Annotated in this window: 28 protein-coding genes; 27 read left to right on the top strand and 1 reads right to left on the bottom strand. The window is 37.0% G+C overall.

Features of this window, described 5'->3' with window-relative positions; genetic code table 11:
• The first annotated feature begins 9 nt into the window (after positions 1-9).
• On the top strand, positions 10-1,050 hold the full coding sequence (gene fni / locus JR050_RS19645) for a type 2 isopentenyl-diphosphate Delta-isomerase (RefSeq protein WP_204205360.1): 1,041 nt from the start codon (positions 10-12) through the stop codon (positions 1,048-1,050).
• A 291-nt stretch (positions 1,051-1,341) separates the two neighbouring features.
• Here the strand turns inward: fni and JR050_RS19640 are convergent, their stop codons facing one another.
• Positions 1,342-1,491 (bottom strand): YpzI family protein, encoded by a 150-nt coding sequence (locus tag JR050_RS19640; RefSeq protein WP_204205359.1) that lies wholly within the window; start codon positions 1,489-1,491, stop codon positions 1,342-1,344.
• Between the two features lie 270 nt (positions 1,492-1,761).
• Between JR050_RS19640 and JR050_RS19635 the strand changes: the two genes are divergently transcribed.
• The 26 genes from JR050_RS19635 (at position 1,762) to trpA (ending at position 24,951) form a co-directional block, all read left to right on the top strand.
• Entirely contained in the window at positions 1,762-2,367 is a 606-nt protein-coding gene (locus tag JR050_RS19635) for a YphA family membrane protein (RefSeq protein WP_204205358.1), read from the top strand.
• Positions 2,364-3,260 carry a YIEGIA family protein gene (locus tag JR050_RS19630; protein ID WP_204205357.1) on the top strand — a complete coding sequence of 299 codons (897 nt, stop codon included), beginning with the start codon at positions 2,364-2,366 and terminating at the stop codon, positions 3,258-3,260. The genes JR050_RS19635 and JR050_RS19630 overlap by 4 nt, the downstream gene beginning before the upstream one ends.
• A complete protein-coding gene (locus tag JR050_RS19625) occupies positions 3,257-3,442 on the top strand; it encodes a capping complex subunit for YIEGIA (RefSeq protein WP_204205356.1) in 186 nt (61 codons plus the stop codon). Before JR050_RS19630 ends, JR050_RS19625 begins: the two co-directional genes overlap by 4 nt.
• Before the next feature lie 145 nt (positions 3,443-3,587).
• A complete protein-coding gene (der, locus tag JR050_RS19620) occupies positions 3,588-4,898 on the top strand; it encodes a ribosome biogenesis GTPase Der (protein ID WP_204205355.1) in 1,311 nt (436 codons plus the stop codon).
• An 18-nt stretch (positions 4,899-4,916) separates the two neighbouring features.
• Positions 4,917-5,951: an NAD(P)H-dependent glycerol-3-phosphate dehydrogenase gene (locus tag JR050_RS19615; protein ID WP_430392904.1), complete on the top strand. Its 1,035-nt coding sequence runs from the start codon at positions 4,917-4,919 to the stop codon at positions 5,949-5,951.
• Between the two features lie 93 nt (positions 5,952-6,044).
• Entirely contained in the window at positions 6,045-6,290 is a 246-nt protein-coding gene (locus tag JR050_RS19610; protein WP_204205353.1) for a stage VI sporulation protein F, read from the top strand.
• Positions 6,291-6,697: 407 nt separating this feature from the next.
• Positions 6,698-6,898, top strand: a complete 201-nt coding sequence (locus tag JR050_RS19605) for a DUF2768 domain-containing protein (RefSeq protein ID WP_204205352.1) — start codon at positions 6,698-6,700, stop codon at positions 6,896-6,898.
• 31 nt (positions 6,899-6,929) lie between these two features.
• Positions 6,930-7,652: a hypothetical protein gene (locus JR050_RS19600; RefSeq protein WP_204205351.1), complete on the top strand. Its 723-nt coding sequence runs from the start codon at positions 6,930-6,932 to the stop codon at positions 7,650-7,652.
• Positions 7,653-7,961: 309 nt separating this feature from the next.
• A complete protein-coding gene (gene spoIVA / locus JR050_RS19595; RefSeq protein ID WP_204205350.1) occupies positions 7,962-9,440 on the top strand; it encodes a stage IV sporulation protein A in 1,479 nt (492 codons plus the stop codon).
• 707 nt (positions 9,441-10,147) lie between these two features.
• Positions 10,148-10,420, top strand: a complete 273-nt coding sequence (locus tag JR050_RS19590; protein ID WP_149217831.1) for an HU family DNA-binding protein — start codon at positions 10,148-10,150, stop codon at positions 10,418-10,420.
• 162 nt (positions 10,421-10,582) lie between these two features.
• Positions 10,583-11,152 carry a GTP cyclohydrolase I FolE gene (folE, locus tag JR050_RS19585; RefSeq protein ID WP_204205349.1) on the top strand — a complete coding sequence of 190 codons (570 nt, stop codon included), beginning with the start codon at positions 10,583-10,585 and terminating at the stop codon, positions 11,150-11,152.
• A gap of 26 nt (positions 11,153-11,178) precedes the next feature.
• Positions 11,179-11,406: a trp RNA-binding attenuation protein MtrB gene (gene mtrB / locus JR050_RS19580; protein WP_204205348.1), complete on the top strand. Its 228-nt coding sequence runs from the start codon at positions 11,179-11,181 to the stop codon at positions 11,404-11,406.
• Positions 11,407-11,781: 375 nt separating this feature from the next.
• Positions 11,782-12,600, top strand: a complete 819-nt coding sequence (locus JR050_RS19575; RefSeq protein WP_204205347.1) for a heptaprenyl diphosphate synthase component 1 — start codon at positions 11,782-11,784, stop codon at positions 12,598-12,600.
• 3 nt (positions 12,601-12,603) lie between these two features.
• On the top strand, positions 12,604-13,308 hold the full coding sequence (locus JR050_RS19570; protein WP_204205346.1) for a demethylmenaquinone methyltransferase: 705 nt from the start codon (positions 12,604-12,606) through the stop codon (positions 13,306-13,308).
• A gap of 40 nt (positions 13,309-13,348) precedes the next feature.
• The gene (gene hepT, locus JR050_RS19565; RefSeq protein ID WP_204205345.1) at positions 13,349-14,311 is read left to right on the top strand and encodes a heptaprenyl diphosphate synthase component II; all 963 of its coding nucleotides are present in this window, start codon (positions 13,349-13,351) and stop codon (positions 14,309-14,311) included.
• A 154-nt stretch (positions 14,312-14,465) separates the two neighbouring features.
• The gene (gene ndk / locus JR050_RS19560) at positions 14,466-14,912 is read left to right on the top strand and encodes a nucleoside-diphosphate kinase (protein WP_204205344.1); all 447 of its coding nucleotides are present in this window, start codon (positions 14,466-14,468) and stop codon (positions 14,910-14,912) included.
• Between the two features lie 149 nt (positions 14,913-15,061).
• Positions 15,062-15,835: a CheR family methyltransferase gene (locus JR050_RS19555; protein ID WP_204205343.1), complete on the top strand. Its 774-nt coding sequence runs from the start codon at positions 15,062-15,064 to the stop codon at positions 15,833-15,835.
• 309 nt (positions 15,836-16,144) lie between these two features.
• A complete protein-coding gene (aroC, locus tag JR050_RS19550) occupies positions 16,145-17,314 on the top strand; it encodes a chorismate synthase (protein ID WP_204205342.1) in 1,170 nt (389 codons plus the stop codon).
• A complete protein-coding gene (gene aroB, locus JR050_RS19545) occupies positions 17,314-18,402 on the top strand; it encodes a 3-dehydroquinate synthase (protein WP_204205341.1) in 1,089 nt (362 codons plus the stop codon). Before aroC ends, aroB begins: the two co-directional genes overlap by 1 nt.
• Positions 18,399-18,767: a chorismate mutase gene (gene aroH / locus JR050_RS19540; RefSeq protein ID WP_204205340.1), complete on the top strand. Its 369-nt coding sequence runs from the start codon at positions 18,399-18,401 to the stop codon at positions 18,765-18,767. The genes aroB and aroH overlap by 4 nt, the downstream gene beginning before the upstream one ends.
• Before the next feature lie 249 nt (positions 18,768-19,016).
• On the top strand, positions 19,017-20,534 hold the full coding sequence (gene trpE, locus JR050_RS19535) for an anthranilate synthase component I (protein WP_204205339.1): 1,518 nt from the start codon (positions 19,017-19,019) through the stop codon (positions 20,532-20,534).
• Positions 20,528-21,556, top strand: a complete 1,029-nt coding sequence (trpD, locus tag JR050_RS19530) for an anthranilate phosphoribosyltransferase (protein ID WP_204205338.1) — start codon at positions 20,528-20,530, stop codon at positions 21,554-21,556. Before trpE ends, trpD begins: the two co-directional genes overlap by 7 nt.
• Positions 21,549-22,316: an indole-3-glycerol phosphate synthase TrpC gene (trpC, locus tag JR050_RS19525; protein ID WP_204205337.1), complete on the top strand. Its 768-nt coding sequence runs from the start codon at positions 21,549-21,551 to the stop codon at positions 22,314-22,316. Before trpD ends, trpC begins: the two co-directional genes overlap by 8 nt.
• Entirely contained in the window at positions 22,303-22,971 is a 669-nt protein-coding gene (locus JR050_RS19520) for a phosphoribosylanthranilate isomerase (RefSeq protein WP_346726786.1), read from the top strand. The genes trpC and JR050_RS19520 overlap by 14 nt, the downstream gene beginning before the upstream one ends.
• Positions 22,949-24,145 carry a tryptophan synthase subunit beta gene (gene trpB / locus JR050_RS19515; protein WP_204205335.1) on the top strand — a complete coding sequence of 399 codons (1,197 nt, stop codon included), beginning with the start codon at positions 22,949-22,951 and terminating at the stop codon, positions 24,143-24,145. Before JR050_RS19520 ends, trpB begins: the two co-directional genes overlap by 23 nt.
• Complete coding sequence (gene trpA / locus JR050_RS19510) at positions 24,142-24,951, top strand: tryptophan synthase subunit alpha (RefSeq protein WP_204205334.1); 810 nt, start codon at positions 24,142-24,144, stop codon at positions 24,949-24,951. The genes trpB and trpA overlap by 4 nt, the downstream gene beginning before the upstream one ends.
• The last annotated feature ends 6 nt before the right edge of the window (positions 24,952-24,957 follow it).

Genomic DNA, 24,957 nt, shown 5'->3' with positions numbered 1-24,957 from the left:
GGTGATACAATGAGCAGAGCTAGACGAAAGGTTGACCATATACAACATGCCGTGCAAACTGGTCAAAGTCGGTCACATGGATTTGAGGACATCCAATTCATCCATCAAAGTCTACCTAATTTGTCTGTCCATGATATATCTATTGCGAGTAAAATAGGCGAACTTTCCTTAAGTTCGCCTATAATTATAAATGCAATGACTGGTGGAGGCGGAAAGGAAACAGCTGAAATCAATCAACAACTTGCTTCAGTAGCAAAAGAGTGCGGTCTAGCTATGGCTGTTGGAAGTCAAATGTCTGCCTTAAAAGACCCTTCTGAGTGTTTCTCTTATGAAGTAGTAAGAAAAGAAAATCCTAATGGGATAATCTTTTCTAACCTTGGGAGCGAGGCAACAGTTGAGCAGGCGAAGAGAGCACTCGAAATGATTGAAGCGGATGGATTGCAAATCCATTTAAATGTTGTACAAGAACTTGTTATGCCAGAGGGAGACCGTGATTTCACAGGGGCACTGAAGAGAATTGAACAAATCGTTAATTCCGTAGGTGTTCCTGTAATTATAAAAGAAGTCGGATATGGTATGAGTAAAGAAACTGCGAAGAGACTGTCTGAAATAGGGGTAAGTATCATTGACGTCGGTGGATTTGGTGGGACAAACTTCTCGAAAATTGAAAATGAGAGAAGACAAAGACGTCTTCAATTTTTTGACGACTGGGGTATTCCAACGACGGTATCTCTAGTAGAAGTTGTTTCATCAGCTCCTACATTAACTGTGATTGCTTCTGGTGGGATTATGAATGCATTAGACGTTGTAAAGTCAATAAGGCTAGGTGCAAGTGGTGTAGGGATGGCAGGATATTTCTTGAAGCTACTTGTTCAAAAAGGAGTATTGTCGGTCATTGAAGAAGTTCATGATATCCATGAGGATATAAAGTACTTAATGGTAGCATTAGGAAAGAAGGATATACAAGCATTGAAAGAAGCGCCAATTATTATGAAAGGTGCTACGCATCACTGGCTATCTGAACGCGGGATTATTACTAAAAACATATAGTCACAGTAAAACAGCTCATTTATGTTGAGCTGTTTTTTTGATGAACGCTCTTTATCATGATTTTGATTTCCGTTCCAGCTGCAGCTTACCACGGGGCGCTCTGTGATTATCCTAGGGCCATTGTATTTGCGAGATCACCTGTCTAGCTGCTCTCGAAGGAGTCCATCACCTTCCGATAAACTCAACAATCACCAAAATCATCAACAATAATATTTAACACAACCTTGTTAATGAAAATAGACTAGCACCAACACGAATTCGATGTGGAGCTAGCCTATTGCTTTTTTTAGTTTAATGAAATGATCCCTTTTTCTCGTTTCTTGCTCTTGCTTCATCTGGACCTTCCATAGTTGTTGCACCAGGATAATTTAGTTGTTGATCACGATCTGATTCAACACGTTTAGAAGCCTTCAGTTTATTCTCTTGTCGATCCTTACCCACTTATATCCCTCCTAACCTTTTTCGTCTATCCCGTTCCAACTGGCGCAAACACCCCACTCCAAAATACAGGTTAATTCGACATGTTTAAGCAAGTGGTAAGCGCCAGTGAGAACCCGATTGCTTCAACTACCGACTAATGAGGAAGTGAATTCTCATTAGTTGAAGTTTCACTTTATTATCGTTACCTATTGTACGTTCCTACATTCCACATTTGAAACTGATTAATTTTCATGAAATGTAGTCATAATGGAAATGATAGGAGGGTGGACAATGGAAGGCATTTGGTTTTATTGGTTTACTTGGATTGGATGGATTATTGTAACGTTTTTTCATAAGAAGAATAGTACTAGAACTTATCTAACAATATTATTCCTATTCCTTATCATTACAGCAGATATTTCATGGGTGTTTATTAATTTTGAAATTACTCTCGGTTACATTACTTTATTTATCTCTGCTTTCATCTACTCCTCAAAGATACCAAATAAGAAACTCCCATACCTTCTTATTTGTACATTGATTCTGACAATGGCCTATGTATGCTTTTATTTATTTAGTTTATTTGATCCAGTTTGGGTACTATTTAATCCTAAGTTTATGCTAGGAGCATTGCTTACCTACATCGTTCTTCTCCTAATGAAAGAAAAGGAATTAAGGTTTCTTACATTTGCTTTCGGGGTTTGTTATGGAGAACTTGTTCATTTTTGTATTATGAAATATTATTCATTTCCATATATACTTGGTAGCCTGAGTTTCTTCGATGTAGCAGCTCTAGGGTTATTATTTATCTCAAGTTGGAATGGCTTAGAAATAGTAACATCTCATTTTAACCATAGTATGAATAAAACGAATAAGCGAAAGGCTGGGATATTATGAATGAGTACACATACCCAATTCTTTTTGGAGTTGTGATTGGTACTTTAACTAGATTGTATATGCTTCGGACAGATTATCGTCAATACCCTACCTATTTACATGGTAAGATTATTCATCTTGCACTTGGATTTATAGCAGCAGGACTCGGAACAGTTGCAGTACCATCCATAATGGAAGAGGACTTCACAGCCATTACATTTTTAACATTAGCAGCCTCTCAATTTCGAGAAGTTCGAAATATGGAGCGTAATACTTTAGCCCAACTTGATTCATTTGAACTAGTACCGAGAGGAAATACATACATAGAAGGAATTGCTGTTGCATTTGAAGGAAGAAATTATCTAGTTATTTTTACTTCGTTTATTTGTACTTTTAGCTACTTAGTGTGGAACATTTGGGTAGGAATAATTGCGGGAATTATCGCGTTGTTCATATCGAAGAAGTTAATGTCAGGTGGTAAGTTAAAAGACATTGTTGATATCGAACATGTTAAACCACATTTTGATGGTGCTGGATTATATGTGGATAACATTTATATTATGAATATTGGTATTCCAGAGAGACAAGAAGAAGTATTGAAATATGGGATGGGATTTGTTCTAAAACCTAAGAATTTTAATGTGAGAATGACCATTGCAAATCTCGGTCAAAGACAAGCGATTTTACATGATATCTCAACTGCATTGGGTGTTTACCGTGATTCGGGAACGCCTGCGCTAGTGCCATTAGCGAAGCGGGACTTAGATGATGGTCGTGTAGGAGTATTTGTATTACCACATGTGAAGGACGTCGAAAAGGCCATTGAAGTGATTGGTCAAGTTCCAACCCTTGAAAATGCCATACGTATGCCAACTGAATCGAAAGCAAATGAAAAGGGGAGAAAAATTAAGTGAATTTAGAGAAATATATATTAGCAGTTGTAACGACTGATTCAAGTAAAGTTACTGGCGGTACTGCCATATTTATTTGTAGTGAGACAAAAGAAATGGATGATTATGCAAAAAAATTAGAAGCCATCTTGGACGGAATTGCCCACAAAATTAGTGAGGATGTATATATCATCGTTAAGCATTAAAGGAAAAGATTGTTCTCCTTACACATTTTTGGTAGGATATAAAGGTTAGTATGGACAATCCCTTCTTCAAATAGAAGGGATTTCGTAGCATTCAATCTAAGTTTTTAGGGTGACTGCTGTTACAGAATAGAAAGGAAGTTATGTTATGCCAAAACCAGTTGTTGCGATAGTTGGTAGACCAAACGTAGGAAAATCAACTATTTTTAATAGAATTGTTGGTGAAAGAATATCTATAGTAGAGGATATTCCTGGAATTACAAGAGATAGAATTTATAGCTCGGGAGAATGGATAAACAAGGAATTTAATATCATTGATACTGGTGGAATTGAGATAGGTGATGCACCATTCTTAGCAGAGATCCGTCAACAAGCAGAAGTTGCAATTGATGAAGCGGATGTTATCATTTTCATGGTAAATGGCAGAGAAGGGGTAACTGCTGCGGATGAAGAAGTAGCGAAGATTCTTTATCGTTCTGATAAGCCTGTAGTATTAGCTGTTAATAAAATTGATAACCCGGAAATGCGCAGTGACATTTTTGATTTTTATGCACTAGGCTTTGGTGAGCCTATGCCAATCTCAGGTTCACATGGTCTTGGATTAGGGGATCTTCTTGATGCAGTATTTGGACACTTCCCACAACAAGAGGATGAAGAATATGACGAAAATACAATTAAGTTTTCTCTAATCGGAAGACCGAATGTAGGGAAATCCTCATTAGTTAATGCATTATTAGGAGAAGAGCGTGTAATCGTTAGTAATATTGCAGGTACGACTCGTGATGCAATTGACACTCCGTACTCAAAAGATGGCACTGACTATGTCATTATTGATACAGCGGGTATGAGAAAAAGAGGGAAAGTGTATGAAAGCACCGAAAAGTATAGTGTGCTACGTGCACTTAAGGCAATCGAACGCTCCGATGTGGTATTAGTTGTGTTAGATGGAGAAGAAGGTATTATTGAACAAGATAAAAAAATTGCAGGGTATGCTCATCAAGCGGGACGAGCTATTGTCATTGTCGTTAATAAATGGGACGCAGTTGAAAAAGATGAGAAGACGATGCAAGAATATGAAAAGAAAATCCGAGCTCATTTTCAATTTCTTGACTATGCTCCTATTGTGTTTCTCTCTGCAAAAACGAAAAGAAGAATTCAAACACTTCTTCCAGTTATTAATACAGCTGCTGAAAATCACAACTTACGCGTTCAAACGAATGTATTAAATGATATTATTCTTGATGCGGTAACGATGAACCCAGCACCAACAGATAACGGAAAGCGTTTAAAGGTTTATTACGCAACACAGGTTTCGGTAAAGCCACCAGCCTTTGCAGTTTTTGTTAACGAACCAGAGCTTATGCATTTTTCATATGAGCGATTCCTTGAAAATCAAATACGAGCAGCATTTGGATTTGTAGGGACTCCGATCAAAATTTTTGCAAGAGCACGTAAATAATTCTGTAGTGGAGGGATGATGGTGAAAAACGTAGCGGTTATAGGTGCAGGAAGCTGGGGAACGGCATTAGCAATGGTCTTAGCTGATAATGATTATACAGTTCGTTTATGGGCGCATAAAGAAGTGCAAATAAAGGAAATTAATGAAGCACATACAAACGAAAAGTACTTACCAGGTGTCACACTTCCTACTAACGTTATTGGGTACTCTTCTTTATCAGAAACGTTAAACGGAATTAGTACAATGATTCTTGCTGTACCAACGAAAGCAATCAGGGAAGTTCTAGGAAAAATACGAGAAACACAAACAGAGCCAATTACAATTGTACATGTTAGTAAAGGAATTGAGCCTGAAACATTTAAACGTGTATCGGAAGTGATTAAGGAGGAAATGCCTCTTCACTTATTAAAGGATGTTGTTGTACTTTCTGGACCAAGTCATGCAGAGGAAGTTAGCAGACGTCAGCCGACAACTGTAACGGTTGCCTGTGAGAATATGCAGGCTGCGGAAGAAATCCAGGATATGTTCATTAATGGAAACTTACGAGTTTATACGAATCCAGATGTTGTTGGAGTTGAAATTGGTGGTGCCTTGAAGAATATTATCGCGCTTGCTGCCGGGATTACGGATGGTCTTGGGTATGGAGATAATGCAAAGGCAGCATTAATCACTAGAGGTCTTGCGGAAATTGCAAGACTTGGTGTAGCGATGGGGGCTAATTCTTTAACATTCGCAGGTCTAACTGGTATAGGTGACTTAATTGTAACTTGTACAAGTGTGCATAGTCGTAACTGGAGAGCGGGAAATTTATTAGGTAAAGGTCACAGTCTAGATGAAGTGCTTGAGAACATGGGAATGGTGGTAGAAGGTGTTCGTACAACGAAAGCAGCCTACCAACTCGCAAAAAAGATGAATGTAAGTATGCCTATAACGAATGCGCTCTATGATGTGCTATTTAATAATAAAGATCCAAAAGAAGCAGTGGATTCCTTAATGGCTAGAGGGAAAACACACGAAATTGAGGACCTTGCATCTATTTTAGCAAAAGAATAGCGTACAAGTTCAATTTCCAAGCCTAAAAAACAATCACAGAATCTTCTTCTTTGCATACGATATGGTGAGTCATATGCGAAGGAGGAAGTAAGGATGAGTCTTTTTGACAATATTGAAAAGAAAACAAATATAAAAAAAGAGGATATCTTTAAAGTAGCAGATTCTGTGAAAGATGCTAATTTTCAAGATGAAAAAACAGTTCGTCAGTTAATTAAGCAAGTATCTGCTCTTGCAGGTAAGCCTGTATCAAAGGAAAAAGAGGATAAAATTGTGAAGGCAATTGTAAGCAATAATTTGCCAATGGATATGAATACAATTGGCAAAATGTTTAAAAAATAGGCCAATTACAATACGATCCGTGATGGAAATCACTTAAAGGGTCTATCCCTTTATTACTTACAGGAAAACTTGCAGTCCAGTTCAAATAAAGGATAAAAATAGTTTAGATATTTAGGCTTTTTGAAGATGCAAATGCAAGGCAAGATGCATAAGTTACTATGAAGCAAACTTTGAGTTGAGCTGAAAAGATGGGTTCATTTAGTCGATGGCTGAAGTAGGGTCGCCCCCCTTACTTCAGTTTTTTTGTGAATCTTAAAAGTTGTAGTTTTAAATAGCCTGAAACAAAGGGGGAAATTCTTTTTTCAAGTTTGTTTAGACTAAAGCGAACATAATTAGAAGTCCTACATAGTGAATGGAAGCTTATTTTATGGTATAATTTTGTCGATTCCTTAGAAGGAGTGAGAAAAATGTCATCAGGGTTAATTAAAATGTGGTTTTCTTTCGGTTCAATGGGTTTAATGTTTCTAGCGATTATAACCATCATGCTAAGTCGATATAAACTTAAAGGAATATTCAAATGGGTTACCAGCTTTTTAGCTTATAGTTTTATGATTATAGCCGGCCTCATTATGATTTTCGTTGTTTTAAGTGGACCTGTTAGTGAATAACTACATAAGCAAAAAGACAAGGCGGAAAAAAATGAAAAAAACTAGTATATTATTAATGTTTCTTACACTAATTTTGTCAGGGTGTCTATATCCAGAGGATCGCTTAACGCAAAAATCGATTCCGTATGAAGATCAATTACAGTCAGTTCAGAGAGCAGTTGATCGATTCAAGGAAGATAATGGTGGTATTATTCCGATTAAAGACCGTGATATGGAAACACCAATTTATCAGAAGTATCCAATTGATTTTGGGAAAATTACACCTCAATATATTCCCGAACCACCTTCAACAGCTTTTGAAAGTGGTGGGATATACCAGTATGTTCTAGTCGATGTTGAGGAAAATCCTACTGTTAAATTAATTGATTTACGATTAGTAGATAAAATTAGAGAGTTAAAATCAAGGATACTTGTGTATAAAAGATCAAACGGGTTTGCGCCATTTGATAAAGAATTATCCAATAATGTCTACTCATTAAATTATGAAAAGCTAGGTTTTGAAAACCCACCTACCGTTGAAAGTCCATATTCCAGTACAAGTCTTCCGTTCATTATTGATCATGATGGTGAAGTTTATATTGATTACTCAATTGACTTAAATACGTACCTTCAAAAGAAGGAATATGATTTTAAACCAGGTCAGGATATTCGTGATTTACTCGTACAGGAAAGTGTATTTGTACCAGCTTTTTCAGTTCCTTACTCTATTGAAAATAATGAACCTGTCTTTCATCATTCAAGTAAATCAAATTAATCTTCTGGACAAATAGTGTAGAAAGACTCATTAAACTTTAAAAAAATAGTCATGAACCCCTCATAAGAGAATAAACTCTTACAGAGGGGTTTTTGTTTTCTTCATTTAAGCCTCTTGCTAGTGCTTTGTTAAAGAATTGAAGCCCTATTTTTCTTGCGGCTTTAACATAGCAAAAATAGTAAAAAAGAAATTTTTCTAGAAAGATAGTCATATTTAAATAGGACAACATCATAAGATATACTGTCCTAGTTTTACTAATCATTTTTGGATAATTATATCCCAAGAGTTTGAAGATCGGGAGGGGATCACTTGGAAAAGGTAGATATTTTTAAGGATATCGCTGAGCGCACTGGTGGCGATATATATTTAGGAGTTGTGGGTGCAGTTCGAACAGGGAAATCTACTTTTATTAAAAAGTTCATGGAATTAGTAGTTTTACCTAACATTAAAAATGAAGCTGACAAAGCACGCGCACAAGATGAGTTACCTCAAAGTGCAGCCGGAAAGACAATCATGACTACGGAACCAAAATTTGTTCCAAATCAGGCTGTTGCACTTCATGTTTCAGAAGGTCTTGACGTAAATATTCGTCTAGTTGACTGTGTGGGATACACAGTTCCTGGAGCAAAAGGCTATGAAGATGAAAATGGTCCAAGAATGATTAACACGCCGTGGTATGAGGAGCCAATTCCTTTTCATGAAGCGGCAGAAATTGGGACGAGAAAAGTAATTCAAGAACATTCAACTATTGGTGTTGTAGTTACAACAGATGGTTCTATTGGGGAGATACCTCGTAGTGATTATTTAGAATCCGAAGAACGTGTCATTAATGAGCTTAAAGAAGTTGGTAAGCCGTTCATTATGGTTATTAATACAGTTCATCCACACCATCCTGAAACAGAACAATTACGTCAATCACTTGTTGAAAAGTATGATATTCCTGTTTTAGCGATGAGTGTAGAAAGTATGAGGGAAACAGATGTATTCAACGTACTTCGTGAAGCGTTATATGAGTTCCCAGTACTTGAAGTAAACGTAAACCTTCCTAGTTGGGTAATGGTACTTCGTGACAATCACTGGTTACGTGAAAGCTACCAAGAGGCTGTTCAAGATACAGTGAAGGATATTAAGCGCCTTCGTGATGTAGACCGAGTGGTAGGTCAATTCAGTGAGTATGACTTCATTGAACATGCAGGGCTAGCAGGAATTGAAATGGGTCAAGGTGTAGCAGAAATCGACCTTTATGCACCTGATGCTCTTTATGATCAAATCCTAAAAGAAGTAGTAGGAGTTGAAATTAGAGGGAAAGATCATTTACTACAATTAATGCAGGATTTTGCGTATGCAAAAGCAGAATATGACCAAGTAGCTGATGCGTTAAAAATGGTAAAGCAAACAGGTTATGGAATCGCTGCTCCAGCATTATCTGACATGGTTTTAGATGAGCCGGAAATCATCCGTCAAGGCTCAAGATTTGGTGTGAGACTGAAGGCAGTTGCTCCATCCATTCATATGATTAAGGTAGATGTAGAGTCTGAATTTGCACCAATTATTGGAACAGAAAAACAAAGCGAAGAGCTTGTGAGATACTTAATGCAAGACTTTGAAGATAACCCACTTTCAATTTGGAATTCGGATATCTTCGGACGTTCGCTAAGCTCTATTGTACGCGAAGGAATTTCAGCGAAACTTGCCTTAATGCCTGAAAATGCAAGATATAAGCTAAAAGAAACACTAGAAAGAATCATCAACGAAGGATCTGGTGGATTAATTGCTATCATCCTATAAAATTACATGACTCCGTTTCGGGGTCTTTTTTTTTGACTTTTAGTTGATAGTTGACCTTTTTTATCTTGATTTTTATTCCATGTGTAAGTAATAAGAACCTACGTGCGACTCTTCGGAGAAGTCTGTGAATTCAATTTAAGCGTGGTAAGAATGCCATTAGTGGAAATCACGTAATTGTAAACAGCAGCCTATCAACTTTCTCTCTCTTGAACTCCTTCAATTCATACTAATTTTACAGGTAGTATTGCCTATGAATTTAATTATAGTAGATACTAGTTTTTGTTGAAGTATGTCGAAAGCCTGCGAAACCTTGATACTGCTTGATTTGTGATACTTTTTATGATAATCTTTATTTCGTAACATAGATGAAATTCTTGCCAGTTCTTATGATGAACGATATTTTACAAGATATTAGGAAATATATCATATATTGGTGAAAATTGACTAAATATGAAATATTTCTATTAAAATGTATTGAAATATGTCAAAATATCGTTTAATATAAGCCTTGTCAATGATTTGCTTGTTACAACAAGTATAGAATGATTGAAATATGTGAAATAATGGTGGTAAGCTTTATTTTACATGAAGTTGACTGAAACTGTGTGAAACTAGATTTCACATATGTGAAAAAAATTCTTGTAACGTATTACTCTATCCTAGAGTAAAAACGTGCCCAATATTTCTTTTGGGAGGAGGTGAATGGCATGAACAAGACAGATTTAGTTAATGCAGTTGCTGAGGCAAGTGAACTTTCTAAGAAGGATGCTACAAAAGCAGTTGATGCTGTTTTTGATTCAATCTTAGAAGCACTTAAAAACGGTGATAAGATTCAACTAATTGGTTTTGGTAACTTCGAAGTTCGTGAGCGCGCTGCTCGTAAGGGACGTAACCCACAAACTGGTGAAGAAATCGAAATTGCTGCAAGTAAAGTTCCTGCATTCAAACCAGGAAAAGCACTTAAAGATGCAGTAAAATAATCCTTACATATAGGGAGAGAGAGTCGCACTGCGAGTGCGGCTCTTCTTTTTTGCTTATCTATACCACCTGTGCTAAAATTTAAACATACATGATAAATTTCCATAATCTATTAACTAAGATGCAATACATATAAACATTACAATTTTAATTGGGGGATCAACATGGCTAAAGTGAATCACGAACAAATAGAACAGGCTGTTCGTTTAATTTTAGAAGCAGTAGGAGAAGACCCAAATCGAGAAGGACTGCTAGATACACCTAAACGTGTAGCTAAAATGTACGCAGAGGTTTTTTCTGGCTTAAATGAAGATCCAAAGGAACACTTCCAAACGGTCTTCGGAGAAGATCATGAAGAGTTAGTTCTTGTAAAGGATATTCCCTTCTTTTCAATGTGTGAACATCATCTAGTACCATTCTTCGGGAAAGCACATGTTGCTTATATTCCTAAAGGTGGTAAAGTAACCGGACTTAGCAAGCTGGCTAGAGCGGTAGAAGCTGTTGCTAAACGTCCGCAACTTCAAGAACGAATTACATCAACTGTAGCTGATTCAATTATAGAGACTCTGGATCCACATGGAGTAATGGTTGTGGTCGAAGCTGAGCATATGTGTATGACGATGCGTGGAGTAAAGAAGCCAGGTGCGTCTACTGTCACAACAGCAGTACGAGGTGTGCTAAAAGACGATCAAGCTGCAAGAAGCGAAATCTTAACATTAATTAAACAATCATAATAACAGGAGATAAGGGGGCTTTTTATATGAAAGATGTACCCAATAATGACTTCTTTGTTATAAAAGCAAAAGAAAACGGTGTAAATGTGATAGGTTTAACACGGGGATCGGATACGAGATTTCATCACTCAGAGAAGTTAGATAAGGGTGAAGTAATGATTGCTCAATTTACTGAGCATACATCCGCTGTTAAAATTAGAGGAAAAGCAACAATTCAAACCGCTCATGGCGAAATGGATACCGAAGTAGAATAATTAATTTTATCAAGCAGGATCTCCTGCTTTTATTTTTGCCTAGATTTTTGCCTAGAAATTTAAAAATAATCACTTGTGTATAACTATGTGTGGTCGTTAGAATCGAGCTCCAGCACATAGCCCGCCTTTGGTCAAATAGAGAAGAAAAGGGAAGTACACCCTATTATTTTCTCCGGAACATTTGCTGTGCCTGAGGCTCGTGGTGCCCCGAGTCTTTTGTTCTTATCTTTATTAACTCTTCTAAGCTAAAGGAATACCTTTTTTTAATGACTATGTTATAATGAATGTTGCCGAAAAAATTAATAACAAAAAGAAATTATAACAATACTAACACTAAGTTAGTTTAGATTTAAATGGGGATAAAGGGTGATACATGTGAAGGACATCAATAGAATAAAGACAGATATGTTCAAACAAATAAATGAGTGTATTCACCATTCCTATCTAAAAAAGTATCTTCACGCACCAAAAGTGGACGAGGATAAATTAACTCTTCTCGTTGCAATGTGTAATGAGCTTAACGTGGAAGAGAAAGTACTACATACATATATCATTACTACGATGCTCGTACAAATTGCGTTAGATACGCATGAACTTGTTGCAGTCGGTAGTAATTCGAGTGATAAACAGCAAAAAGTACAACAGCTAACTGTATTAGCTGGAGACTATTTTAGCGGATTATATTATAAGCTGCTTGCAGATATTGAAGATACACAAATGATTAAGCTTCTCGCTGAAAGTATTAAGCTAATTAATGAACATAAAATTAGAGTTTATAGACATGATTTGACCTATCCAGAACCTTTATTTGATAGCATTAAAATAATTGAAGGTCAGCTTTTTAAGAATATTGCAAAGACATTTCAACTCTTATTTTGGGGAGAAATCATACCTGAAATCTTACTTTTAAAGAGACTGTATAAAGAACAGTCAGAACTATCTAGTAGTGGATATTCTGCTATTTCTTCCTACTTATTGAAAGAAACTTATGAAGTACAACCAAATATTCAATATTCTAGTCAAGAAATTGAACGTGAAATTCTTGAGAAATTTGAGGAAGCAATTTCAATAAGTAATAAGAAAATAACAAATCTTCTAGCTAGTCAAAATATCTCATCCACTCTTAAAGTAGAGATAACATCAATGATTAAAAAGTTTGTGAGTCAAGTTCATGTAATTGTGGAAGAAGGGTGAAAAATGCCAGAATCAAAAGAGCAAAGAGTACATCGTACCTTCGAAAAGATATCTGAAAAATATGATGTGATGAATTCAGTCATTAGCTTCCAACGCCATATTGCATGGCGAAAAAAGACGATGGAACTTATGGATGTAAAAAAAGGATCTTCTGCACTAGATGTTTGTTGCGGAACAGCTGATTGGACAATAGCTTTGGCAAATGCGGTAGGAACAGAAGGAAAGGTTATTGGCCTTGACTTTAGTGAAAATATGCTTAGTGTGGGAAAAGAAAAAGTAGCTCACTTAAATCTTGATCACATTGAATTAATACACGGCAATGCAATGTCATTACCTTTTGATGATAATTCCTTTGATTATGTTACGATCGGCTTTGGTCTTCGAAACGTACCGGATTATTTGCAAGTCTTACGTGAAATGTATCGCGTAGTAAAACCAGGTGGCATAGCGGTCTGCCTTGAAACTTCGCAACCAGAGCTTCCTGTTATTAAACAAGGCTATTACCTTTATTTTAGACACATCATGCCATTGTTTGGAAAGCTTATTGCAAAGAGTTACGAAGAATATTCATGGTTACAAGAATCGGCAAAGGATTTCCCTGGTATGAAAGAATTAGCTAAAATGTTTAAACAAGCAGGATTCCAGGAGGTTGATGTTAAGCCTCATACGTTCGGTGTAGCTGCAACTCATATTGGTTATAAGCAATAATAATTTTTAGATCTGAAAAATGTGAACTTAGGTGAAGGAAATGAAGCTAAATCGAATGTATTCATTTTTGAATTCGGATTTAGAGAAAATCGAAAATGAACTTCAACTTACAATTAAATCAGAACATTCTCTGCTCCAGGAAGCTTCATTACACACGTTACAAGCAGGCGGGAAAAGACTGCGTCCAGTTTTTGTATTATTAGCAGGTAAATTTGGACAATATGAGCTAAGTACGATTAAAAATGTGGCTGTGGCATTAGAACTCATTCATATGGCCTCTCTTGTTCATGATGATGTGATCGATGATGCAGATGTTAGGCGTGGACAGCCTACAATTAAAGCAAAATGGGATAATAAAATTGCGATGTACACAGGTGACTATATATTTGCTAGATCTCTTGAATTAATGACAAATATTGAGAACCCTGAAGCACACAAAATCCTTGCTCATACAATTGTAGAAGTCAGTCTTGGTGAAATTGAACAGATACGAGATAAATATAATTTTGATCAGAATTTCAAAACATATTTTAGGCGTATTAAAAGAAAGACAGCACTGTTAATTGCTGCAAGCTGTCAGTTGGGAGCAATTGCTTCAGATGTTCCTAAGCACCTTCATGAAAAACTCTATCTGTTCGGTTATTATGTAGGGATGGCATTTCAAATTACGGATGATATTTTGGATTTTGTAGCAACTGAAGAACAGTTGGGGAAGCCAGCAGGAAGTGATTTAATTCAAGGAAACATTACACTCCCTGTACTCCTAGCGATGAGAGATTCTGAGTTGAAAGAGCTCATTACTTCTGTGAATGAAGGAATGGATCCGAAAGAAATTGTGCAAATAATAGAAGCAATTAAAGCAAGTGGTAGTATCGAGCTATCTATTGAGTATAGTGATTGGTACTTAAAGAAGGCACTTTCTGTCATTAAAGAATTTCCATCTGGGAAAGCAAAACTTGCACTAACTAACATTGCAAAGTTTATCGGAAAACGAAAATTTTAATGTGTTAACCTCAGCCTGACGAAAATGTCATTTTGAGGTTTTTATTTGCTCAATATACGGTAAATGTATTTGCGTAAGCCTTAAAACAATGGTACTATTTGAGAGGGCTTACATTTGTGAGCTTATACATAATGTAACAGGAGTGGAGATTACAATGGAAAAAACGTTTCTAATGGTTAAGCCTGATGGCGTACAACGTAACCTTATCGGTGAGATTGTTGCTCGCTTTGAGAAAAAAGGATTCAAACTTGTAGGAGCTAAATTAATGAACATCCCTACAGAACTAGCTGAAACTCATTATGGCGAACATAAAGAGCGTCCATTTTTTGGTGAACTAGTTAGCTTCATTACATCTGGACCTGTTTTCGCAATGGTTTGGGAAGGTGAGAATGTGATCTCAACTGCTCGTCTTATGATGGGTGCTACAAATCCTAAGGAATCAGCACCAGGTACTATTCGTGGTGACTACGCAGTAACTGTTGGAAAAAACATTATCCACGGATCAGATTCACCTGAAAGCGCTGAGCGCGAAATCAATTTATTCTTTAACCAAGAAGAATTAGTTGATTACTCTAAGCTTATCAACGAGTGGACAATCTAATAGACGCTATTAGTAAAAACCAGTCAATCAGACTGGTTTTTTTTCTATTCCTTACATCCAAATATTCCTTACATACTTGATGTATGAATTAGCCTGATTTTCATGTATACTCAAGCTAATAAACTTACTAACGAAGATGAGGTAGCGCCATGAGTCAAGACTATGAGAAGTTCATACAAAATATCAAAAAGAAGACAGGTATTGATTTATCTCTATATAAAGAGGCTCAAATGAAAAGACGATTAACTTCGTTATATGAAAAAAAAGGATATAAAGACTTCGAAGAATACTACCAGCACATGACATCCAACCAGATGCTATTTGATGAGTTTTTAGACCGCATGACCATAAATGTCTCAGAGTTCTATCGAAACGGTAAACGGTGGGAAGTTCTCCAAGAAAAAATTATTCCTAAACTATTAGGTCAAAATAAGAAGTTGAAAGTTTGGAGTGCAGCGTGTTCTACCGGAGAAGAACCATACACAATCGCGATGGTATTATCGAACTTTATGCCGCTAAGCAGTATTTCCATTCATGCTAGTGACTTAGATGAAAATGCAATTGCTCGTGCAAAAAATGGTACGTATCCAGAACGATCTCTTCAAGAAGTACCAGCTGAAATGAAGAATAAATATTTTACAAAAGATGGTATGTTTTACAAAGTAGATGATGCAATAAAGAAAACCGTTACCTTTAAACAGGAAAACCTCCTAGCAGATTCCTTCGAACAAAACTATGATTTAATTGTTTGTCGTAATGTACTCATTTACTTTACTGAAGAAGCGAAAGACACCTTGTATAAGAAATTTAGTGATGCGTTGCGTCCGGGTGGGATATTATTTGTTGGAAGTACTGAACAAATTTTTAATCCCTCGAGCTATAACTTTGAAACAGAGGATACATTCTTTTACCGTAAACAATAAATCCACAAACTCAGTTTGTGGATTTTTTACATTATAATAGTAGCTTGTTTTCGGTGTTACTAGTATTTTGTCAGGTAAGTAGAATAGATACTTTCACAGTAGGCTTGGAGGCTTTAAAATACGGAGAGGTATTGACGTAAAGTCGGTTAAGTTGAACGTACTATCATCAAAATATAGCACGATAGACGTTCATTTCTTTCTTTGTCTACCTTGTGTATACTTTATAATATGAAAAAATATCTTCACTACAATATGAATTATGATATATTGTTACATAAAAGCTTTAAAGTGATAAAGGGGATGTGAAAAATGAGATATCTAACAGCAGGTGAGTCACATGGTCCACAATTAACTACCATTATAGAAGGTGTTCCTGCCGGAGTTCCTTTAACTGCAGAGGACATAAATGAGGAGTTAGCGCGAAGACAAAAAGGTCATGGTCGTGGCAGGAGAATGCAAATAGAAAAGGATCAGGTTCAGATCGTTAGTGGAGTACGCCATGGAGTAACACTTGGCTCTCCTATTGCATTAGTGGTTGAAAACAACGATTGGAAGCACTGGACGAACATTATGGGAATTGAACCTGTTGAAGAACAGTCAAATGAAGTAAAGCGAAAGGTATCCAGGCCCAGACCAGGACATGCAGATTTGAATGGTGCAATTAAATATGGTCATCGTGATATGAGAAATGTACTTGAACGTTCCTCTGCAAGAGAAACAACTGTAAGAGTGGCGGCTGGGGCAGTAGCCAAGAAAATATTAAGTGAATTAGGAATTAAGGTTGGTGGACATGTATTAGAAATTGGCGGAGTTAAAGCAAATCCACCGAATTATGAGACAATAGAACAGCTTCAAAAAAGAACGGAAGAATCTCCAGTTAGGTGCTTTGATCCTGAAGCGGAAATAAAAATGATGGAAGCAATTGATGATGCTAAGAAAAACGGTGATTCAATCGGTGGAATTGTCGAAGTAATCGTGGAAGGAGTACCTGTTGGTGTCGGGAGCTATGTACACTACGACCGAAAACTGGATGCGAAGATAGCAGCAGCAGTTATGAGTATTAATGCGTTTAAAGGTGTGGAGTTTGGAATTGGCTTTAAAGCAGCAGAAAAGCCGGGTAGTTTAGTTCATGATGAAATTATTTGGTCTGAAGAATATGGCTATTCACGCGCAACCAATAACCTAGGTGGATTTGAAGGCGGTATGACAACGGGTATGCCAATAGTTGTAAAAGGTGTCATGAAACCGATCCCTACCTTATATAAACCTTTAATGAGTATAGATATTGAGTCGAAAGAACCATTCGCAGCGAGTGTAGAACGTTCTGATAGCTGTGCTGTTCCGGCAGCGAGTGTAGTTGCTGAAAGTGTAGTTGCGTGGGAGGTAGCAGGTGCAATTGTAGAACAGTTTGGTCAGGATCGACTGGACCTTATTAAAGAGAACGTCCAAAAGATGAAAAATTGGGCGAGGGAATTTTAATGAATGAATTGTTAATACAGACAAATTCAAAGGAATATCCTTTAATAATAGGTGAAAATTTATTTCTGCAAAAGGATATTCTGTTACGTGCGATCGGTGAAAAGCCAACTTCTATACTGGTCATTACAGATGATCATATCTCTAGCCTATATCTTCAAAGGGTAGTTCATGCATTAGATGAAATTTCTCCTATATTTACAAAAGTAATAAGAAGTGGAGAAGCCTCTAAATCGTTTGACATGTATTACGAATGCCAAACCTTTGCTTTAGCAAAAGGACTTGATCGTAAGTCACTTATTATTGCACTAGGTGGTGGTGTAATTGGAGATTTAGCTGGATTTGTCGCTGCAACCTTTATGAGAGGAATTAGATTTATACAAATCCCAACTACAATATTAGCTCATGACAGTGCAGTGGGCGGTAAAGTCGCGATTAATCATCCACTAGGGAAAAATACAATCGGCGCCTTTCATCAACCAGAAGCTGTATTATACGATACAACCTTTCTTAAAACATTGCCTCCTGAAGAAAAGCGTTCTGGATTTGCTGAGATTATTAAGGAATCTTTAATTTTAGAAAAGAATTTTTATCAATGGTTAAAAACGTCTGTTCCAACATTAGATAGCCTTCACGGTTCAATATTACAAGAAGCATTGCTTAAGGGAATGAGAGTTAAAGCAACAATTGTTAGCCAAGATGAACGCGAAACAGGAATTCGAGCCTACTTAAATTTTGGTCATACACTTGGTCATGCACTAGAGTCTGTATTAGGATATGGAAAAATAAGTCACGGTGATGCTGTTGCAATTGGTATGATCTTCGCGATGAAGGTTAGTGAAAAACAATTGAATGTGACTTTACCCATCCGAGAAATGCAAAAATGGTTCAATGACATTGGCTTCCCGTTATTTCCAAAAGGTTTGTCTGCACATGATATCCTTGAAAGTATGAAAAAGGATAAAAAAGTTGTAAGAGGTAAAGTTCGGATGAATTTAATGAAGGAAATTGGAGCATTGGCAATTGAAGAGGTCGATGACGAGCTGTTACTCACCTTACTGAAACAAGAATGTGAGGAGGTAAACGTATGATCCGTGGAATAAGAGGCGCAACAACAGTGACCAGTAATTCTGAAGTTGAAATATTGAACCGGACAGAAGAACTAATTAGGGAAATGATCCAAGAAAACAGTGTAGAGCCTGCAGATATTGCTTCAATGATCATTTCCGTAACCGATGATATCAATGCAGTATTCCCTGCAAAGGCGCTAAGAGGAATAGTAGGCTTTACATTTGTTCCTGTTATGTGCGCGCGAGAGATACCTGTTCCAGGCTCTTTGCATTTGTGTATTCGTATTATGATGACTGTAAATACAACTGTAGCACCACATGAAGTGAAACATATATATCAATATGATGCTATTTCACTAAGACCTGATTTAAAATTGACAAATTAGGTTGAATTGTAATACTATTTAAAAAAGAGTATGTAAGAGTTGAGATTGTTAGTTGAGAAGAGACCGTAATAGGGTAGATGAGAATGAGTTGAGATAGTAGAGAAGAGCTGAGAAATAAGTATGAAATTCTACCCAAAGACAGGAAGTGTCTTTGGGTTTTCTATTTTTAGCAAAGGGAAATGTATTTTCTATACATTTCATCCCCTCTATTCTCCTCATTCTCCTGACAAAATGTTAGGAGGAGAGAGTATGTCCACACAAAATGAAGCCGCATTTCTTAAAGATTGCCTTCAGTACAATACCATACCCATAGTTAAAACGTTTTTTGTTGATACGTTAACTCCCATTCAGTTAATTCAAGTGCTTAAAGATGAAGCCGTGTATTTATTAGAAAGCAACGATGAGCAGTCACGGTGGTCCAATTATTCATTTATAGGATTATCTCCGTTTATGACAATCGAAGAAGAAAATCAACAACTACTTGTAAAAGATAAGCTTAATAAGGAGTTATACTCAGCAACTGGAGTAACAGAAGCCATTCAATATGTTAAGAAAGCATTAAAAATAAAGGAGCTAGATATAGATTTGCCCTTTAGAGGAGGTGCTGTTGGTTACATTGGCTATGATGCAATCACTTCAGTTGAACACGTTCCAAAACATAAAAACAATGATCTCAATTTAAAGACGCATCACTTACTCTTTTGTGAGACCATTCTTGTTTTCTCTCATTCTAGGAAGGAATTGACCTTTATTCACTACTTGCAGTTAAACGAATTAGAATCAATTGATCAGCGAAAAGAGAGTTATAGAAAAGCAATTGGAAATATTGATCGTTACTATAACCAGATTTGCAATTATCACTATCAATATGAACAGTTAACTAATCCACGTGACTTCAAAATTGAATTTTCAAAGTTTGCTTCCACATATAGCAAAGATACATTTATTGAACACGTAAACAAAATTAAAGAGTACATTTCTGCGGGGGATGTTTTTCAAACGGTATTATCTCAACGATTTGAGCTTCCTATTCAGACAACTGGCTTTGAACTTTATCGAGTATTAAGAGTAGTGAATCCATCTCCATATTTGTTCTATATAAATTTAAAAGAGTGTGAGATTGTAGGAAGTTCACCAGAGAGGTTGATTCAAGTTCATGATGGTCATTTAGAGATACATCCAATTGCTGGAACGAGGAGGAGAGGGAACTCACCAAAAGAAGACGAACAACTAGGTGAAGAATTATTAAAAGATAAGAAGGAGGAAGCAGAGCATTATATGCTTCTGGACCTCGCTAGAAATGATATAGGTCGAGTAGCTGAATATGGATCTGTAAAGGTTCCAGTTCAAAAAGAATTACACTACTTCTCTCATGTTATGCATCTAGTATCAAAGGTAACAGGACGACTCCAAAAAGAAGTAGCTACTGTAGATGCGTTATTAGCTTCGTTTCCAGCGGGTACCGTATCCGGTGCACCAAAGGTTAGAGCCATGCAGATTATACAAGAACTTGAACCTGTTGCCCGCAATATTTATGCAGGGACAATTGCATATATCGGATTTGATGGAAATATTGATTCATGTATTGCAATAAGAACAGCTGTCATTAAAGAGGAAAAAGCTTATGTTCAGGCAGGAGCAGGCATCGTGGCAGATTCTATCCCAGAACTAGAGTATAAGGAAACTTTAAATAAAGCGAGTGGAGTAATCAAGTCAATTTTAATAGCAGAGCAGATGTTTAGTAGAGAGGAGAAGGTACAGTGTTAAAAAGTTATTTGGAAGAAAGTTTACAAGGAAAAACACTTACTGAAGCAGAGGCAGAACAAGTAATGAACGAAATTATGAGTGGGAAAGCAACACCCAGCCAGATTGCTAGTTTAGTATCAATATTGCGATTTAGAGGAGAAACGGTTGAAGAGTTAACAGGGTTTGCGAAAACCATGAGGAAATATATGGATAAAGTAACAACTACATTTGAGGATGAGTGTATAGATACATGTGGAACTGGCGGTGATGGGGTATCTAGTTTTAATATTTCTACTGCTTCTGCAATTGTTGCCAGTTCACTCGGCATTAAGGTTGCCAAGCATGGAAATCGAGCTGTTTCTTCTAGAAGCGGTAGTGCAGATGTACTAGAATATCTAGGAATACCAATTCAGTCAACAATTGAGGAGGTACAACATTCCTTAGAGCATCATTCATTGTCATTTTTATTTGCTCCAATTTACCATGCAGCCATGAAGCATGCAGTAACTCCTAGGAAGGAGCTTGGTTTCCGTACAGTTTTTAACCTACTTGGTCCACTGGCAAATCCTACACTATGCAAAAGGCAAGTGATTGGAGTTTATGATACTAGGTTCGCATTGGACATGGCAGAAACGTTAAAGAAACTCGGCTCGACACATGTATTACTAGTCACTGGAAGAGATGGACTTGATGAACTGTCTGTGACAACGTACACAGATATCGTTGAATTAAAAAGAGGGGATATTACGACCTATACACTGCACCCTCATGATGTGGGATTAAATATCGGCAATTTAGATGATATACAGACAAACACTGTGGAGGAAAGTGCCTCATTAATTCTGCAGATTTTCAAAGGAAGTGCAAATGAGAGTGCACGAAACACGGTTCTGTTAAATGCAGGAGCAGCCATTTATGTGGCAGGAAGGGCGAGCTCCATTAAAGAAGGTGTTGAGATTGCACGTGAAGCAATTGATTCGTTAACGGTGCTTCATCATTTTAACTCACTAGTGAAAAATAGAGAGGAGCATCGTTATGCTTAATAAAATTATTGAAGTGAAAGTAGAGGAAATGAAAAACTTTGTACTTCCAGAACAACGGCAAGATTATAAGATTGTTTCCTTGTATGATGCATTGTCTTCACCAAACAGATCAGTCGGATTAATAGCCGAAGTTAAGAAAGCATCTCCATCAAAAGGTATTATACGTAAAGACTTCAATCCGTTGTCGATTGCTACAGATTATGTCTATGCTGGCGCAGATGCAATCAGTGTACTGACTGATGCGCCATTCTTTCAAGGTTCTAAAGAGTATCTATCGCAAATAAAGGAAGCAGTTGATGTCCCATTACTTCGAAAGGATTTCATTGTCGACAATAGGCAGATCCTTGAAAGTAAACACTTAGGGGCAGATGCCATATTGTTAATTGGAGAAGTACTTGAGCCATCGCGACTAGTTGAATTTTATATAGAAGCTGAAGAATTAGGTCTAGAATGCATTGTGGAAGTACATTCAATTGAGACAATAGAGAAGTTATTGAAACGATTTACTCCTAAGATTATTGGAATTAACAATAGGGACTTATCTTCCTTTCAAACTTCTATTGAACAAACAGAGGTCATTTCTAGCTATATTCCGCCAGAAAGCTTAATTGTTAGTGAAAGTGGAATATTCACTCATGCTGATATCGAGTATGTAAAGGAAAAAGGAGCAGATGCAGTATTAATAGGGGAAGCAATCATGAGGAAACAAGATGTAGTTTTAGCTATTAAAGAGTTATTCGGAGAAAATGCTCATGTCTAAACCTCTTTTAAAATATTGCGGTAATCGCTGTTTCGAAGATTGGTGTCTCGTGATGGAAAGTAAGGCAGATTTGATAGGTTTGATTTTTGCTGAAAGCAAGAGAAAGGTATCACCTGAAACTGTAGTGAAATGGATTGACGAGAAGCCTGTAACAGAAGGAAAAAAAATCGTTGGAGTATTTGTAAATGCAAGTTTATCCTATATCGAACATGTTGCATCATGTGTTCCACTAGATATCATTCAGTGTCATGGACGAGAATCAATTGAAGAATTATGCATGATTAAAGCGTTAACGAAACTTCCAGTTTGGAAAGCTATTCATCACGACATACATGCAATCTTGTGCATGAGGAATTTGAGAGGAATCGCAGATGGCTATGTAATTGATACAAAATCTATTAACTCATGGGGAGGAACAGGTGAATCGTTTGATTGGTCCGTTATACCAGAATACCAAAAAGAAGCGTTCGTACAAGAAGTTCCTTGCCTTATTGCAGGTGGTGTGAACCCAACTAACATTTCAAAACTATTAGCTCATCATGTGGATGGTATAGATATATCTTCAGGAATAGAATACGAAAATAGAAAAAATATAGAACGTATAAAACTCATAGATAAAGAGGTGGATTGCTATGTACACAACTTATCCAGATAAAAATGGTAGATTCGGCCAATTTGGTGGTAAATTCGTACCGGAAACACTGATGAACTCGCTGGAGGAAATTGAACAGGCACTAGAAGATGCGAATAATGATGAAGGCTTTAGAACGGAATATATAAGATTATTGAAACAATATTCAGGTAGACCGACAGCTTTAACATATGCAGATCATTTATCCTCTGTACTCGGTGGAGCAAAAATTTACTTTAAGAGAGAAGACCTGAATCATACAGGGGCTCATAAAATTAACAATGCAATTGGGCAAGCTCTGTTAGCCAAAAGGATGGGGAAACGAAAAATCATTGCAGAAACTGGAGCCGGTCAGCATGGAGTAGCAGCTGCAACAGTTGCGGCAAAGTTTGGTATGGAATGTATCGTTTTTATGGGAGAAGAGGATGTGAGGAGACAAGAGTTAAATGTGTTTCGAATGAAATTATTAGGAGCAACTGTCATCCCGGTAACAAGTGGTAATGCTACATTAAAGGATGCTACGAACGAAGCGATTCGATATTGGGTACAGCATTGTGAAGATCACTTTTATATGATTGGTTCTGTAGTTGGTCCACATCCATATCCCGAGATGGTACGGAATTTCCAACGAATTATAGGTGATGAAGCAAGAGAACAGTTTTTAACTCGAGAGGGGCAAATGCCTACAACTGTCATTGCTTGTGTAGGTGGTGGCAGTAATGCAGCAGGAATGTTTTATCCATTTTTAGCCGATGATGTTGAGTTAATCGGAGTAGAAGCAGCGGGTAAAGGTATAGATACAGCTTTACATGCAGCGACGATTACCAAGGGTACAATAGGCGTTATTCATGGCTCCCTAACTTATCTCCTGCAGGATGAAAATGGGCAGATTATTGAACCATACTCTATTTCTGCTGGGCTAGATTACCCTGGAGTTGGGCCAGAGCATGCATATTTTGCTAGTGTGAGCCGAGTCCAATACGAAAGTGTTACAGATGATGAAGCACTGTATGCACTACAATTCGTTACAAAAACAGAAGGAATCATACCAGCCATTGAATCCGCACATGCCTTGGCAAAGGCAATTGAAAAGGCAAAACACATGTCTACTCATGAATCAATATTAGTTTGTTTGTCAGGCAGAGGAGATAAAGACGTTCATACATTAATGGAACGATTAGGGGGGATTACATCATGAATACTCCACTGAAGCGTACGATACCGAAACAACAGTTTTTATTTATTCCTTTCATTATGGCAGGATTCCCTGATGAAGAAATAACAATTGAACTTGCGTTATCATTACAAGAGTTAGGGGCATCTGCAATAGAGCTGGGTGTTCCATATTCTGATCCTCTAGCTGATGGGCCGGTCATTCAACAGGCAGCTTCAAAATCACTAAAATCGGGCATGACAATACAGAGAGCCATGGAATTAGTCGGAAAAATGAGAAAAAAAGGGGTCGAAATTCCGGTTATCCTCTTTACCTATTATAATCCTGTGTTACAATTAGAAGAAAAATCCTTTTTCGCTTTAATGCACCAAAATGATATTGACGGTCTACTTATTCCAGATTTACCACATGAGGAAAGTCAGCATATGAGAAAGAGATGTAAACAGGAAAAAATTATGTACATTTCTTTAGTAGCCCCAACGTCAGATACTCGAATAGAACAGATTGCAACAGGAGCTGAAGGATTTCTATACTGTGTGTCTTCGCTCGGAGTCACAGGTGTGAGAAACGAATTACATAAAGACATTATTTCATTTTTAGCTACTGTAAAAAGACACTCTCCTATTCCAATTGCTGTTGGTTTTGGGATTTCGTCGGATACTCAAGTGAAAGAGCTTATGCCTTTATGTGATGGTGTTATTGTAGGTAGTGCGTTATTAAAGAAAATTGGTGAATTAGAAGATTTGCTTCTGAATCCTAAAACAAAGGATCAAGCAGTATACGAATTTAAGCAATTCGTGCTGTCTATTGTTACTCCCATCTCTTCTTAGAAAGGA

It is taken from the genome of Bacillus suaedaesalsae (genome assembly GCF_016890225.1).
Lineage (GTDB): Bacteria > Bacillota > Bacilli > Bacillales > SA4 > Bacillus_BS > Bacillus_BS suaedaesalsae.
Note: the sequence above shows the minus strand (reverse complement) of the source record. Positions and strands in the feature narration are given on the sequence as shown.

Coding starts and splice junctions, on each gene's coding strand:
- JR050_RS19635 (WP_204205358.1), top strand. CDS start 1,762: ATGGAAGGCATTTGGTTTTATTGGTTTACTTGGATTGGATGGATTATT.
- trpB (WP_204205335.1), top strand. CDS start 22,949: ATGTACACAACTTATCCAGATAAAAATGGTAGATTCGGCCAATTTGGT.
- JR050_RS19590 (WP_149217831.1), top strand. CDS start 10,148: ATGAACAAGACAGATTTAGTTAATGCAGTTGCTGAGGCAAGTGAACTT.
- mtrB (WP_204205348.1), top strand. CDS start 11,179: ATGAAAGATGTACCCAATAATGACTTCTTTGTTATAAAAGCAAAAGAA.
- JR050_RS19520 (WP_346726786.1), top strand. CDS start 22,303: ATGCTCATGTCTAAACCTCTTTTAAAATATTGCGGTAATCGCTGTTTC.
- aroB (WP_204205341.1), top strand. CDS start 17,314: ATGAATGAATTGTTAATACAGACAAATTCAAAGGAATATCCTTTAATA.
- JR050_RS19610 (WP_204205353.1), top strand. CDS start 6,045: ATGAGTCTTTTTGACAATATTGAAAAGAAAACAAATATAAAAAAAGAG.
- folE (WP_204205349.1), top strand. CDS start 10,583: ATGGCTAAAGTGAATCACGAACAAATAGAACAGGCTGTTCGTTTAATT.
- JR050_RS19555 (WP_204205343.1), top strand. CDS start 15,062: ATGAGTCAAGACTATGAGAAGTTCATACAAAATATCAAAAAGAAGACA.
- trpC (WP_204205337.1), top strand. CDS start 21,549: ATGCTTAATAAAATTATTGAAGTGAAAGTAGAGGAAATGAAAAACTTT.
- JR050_RS19600 (WP_204205351.1), top strand. CDS start 6,930: ATGAAAAAAACTAGTATATTATTAATGTTTCTTACACTAATTTTGTCA.
- der (WP_204205355.1), top strand. CDS start 3,588: ATGCCAAAACCAGTTGTTGCGATAGTTGGTAGACCAAACGTAGGAAAA.
- JR050_RS19605 (WP_204205352.1), top strand. CDS start 6,698: ATGTCATCAGGGTTAATTAAAATGTGGTTTTCTTTCGGTTCAATGGGT.
- JR050_RS19615 (WP_430392904.1), top strand. CDS start 4,917: ATGGTGAAAAACGTAGCGGTTATAGGTGCAGGAAGCTGGGGAACGGCA.
- aroH (WP_204205340.1), top strand. CDS start 18,399: ATGATCCGTGGAATAAGAGGCGCAACAACAGTGACCAGTAATTCTGAA.
- trpA (WP_204205334.1), top strand. CDS start 24,142: ATGAATACTCCACTGAAGCGTACGATACCGAAACAACAGTTTTTATTT.
- fni (WP_204205360.1), top strand. CDS start 10: ATGAGCAGAGCTAGACGAAAGGTTGACCATATACAACATGCCGTGCAA.
- aroC (WP_204205342.1), top strand. CDS start 16,145: ATGAGATATCTAACAGCAGGTGAGTCACATGGTCCACAATTAACTACC.
- JR050_RS19630 (WP_204205357.1), top strand. CDS start 2,364: ATGAATGAGTACACATACCCAATTCTTTTTGGAGTTGTGATTGGTACT.
- JR050_RS19570 (WP_204205346.1), top strand. CDS start 12,604: ATGCCAGAATCAAAAGAGCAAAGAGTACATCGTACCTTCGAAAAGATA.
- ndk (WP_204205344.1), top strand. CDS start 14,466: ATGGAAAAAACGTTTCTAATGGTTAAGCCTGATGGCGTACAACGTAAC.
- trpE (WP_204205339.1), top strand. CDS start 19,017: ATGTCCACACAAAATGAAGCCGCATTTCTTAAAGATTGCCTTCAGTAC.
- hepT (WP_204205345.1), top strand. CDS start 13,349: ATGAAGCTAAATCGAATGTATTCATTTTTGAATTCGGATTTAGAGAAA.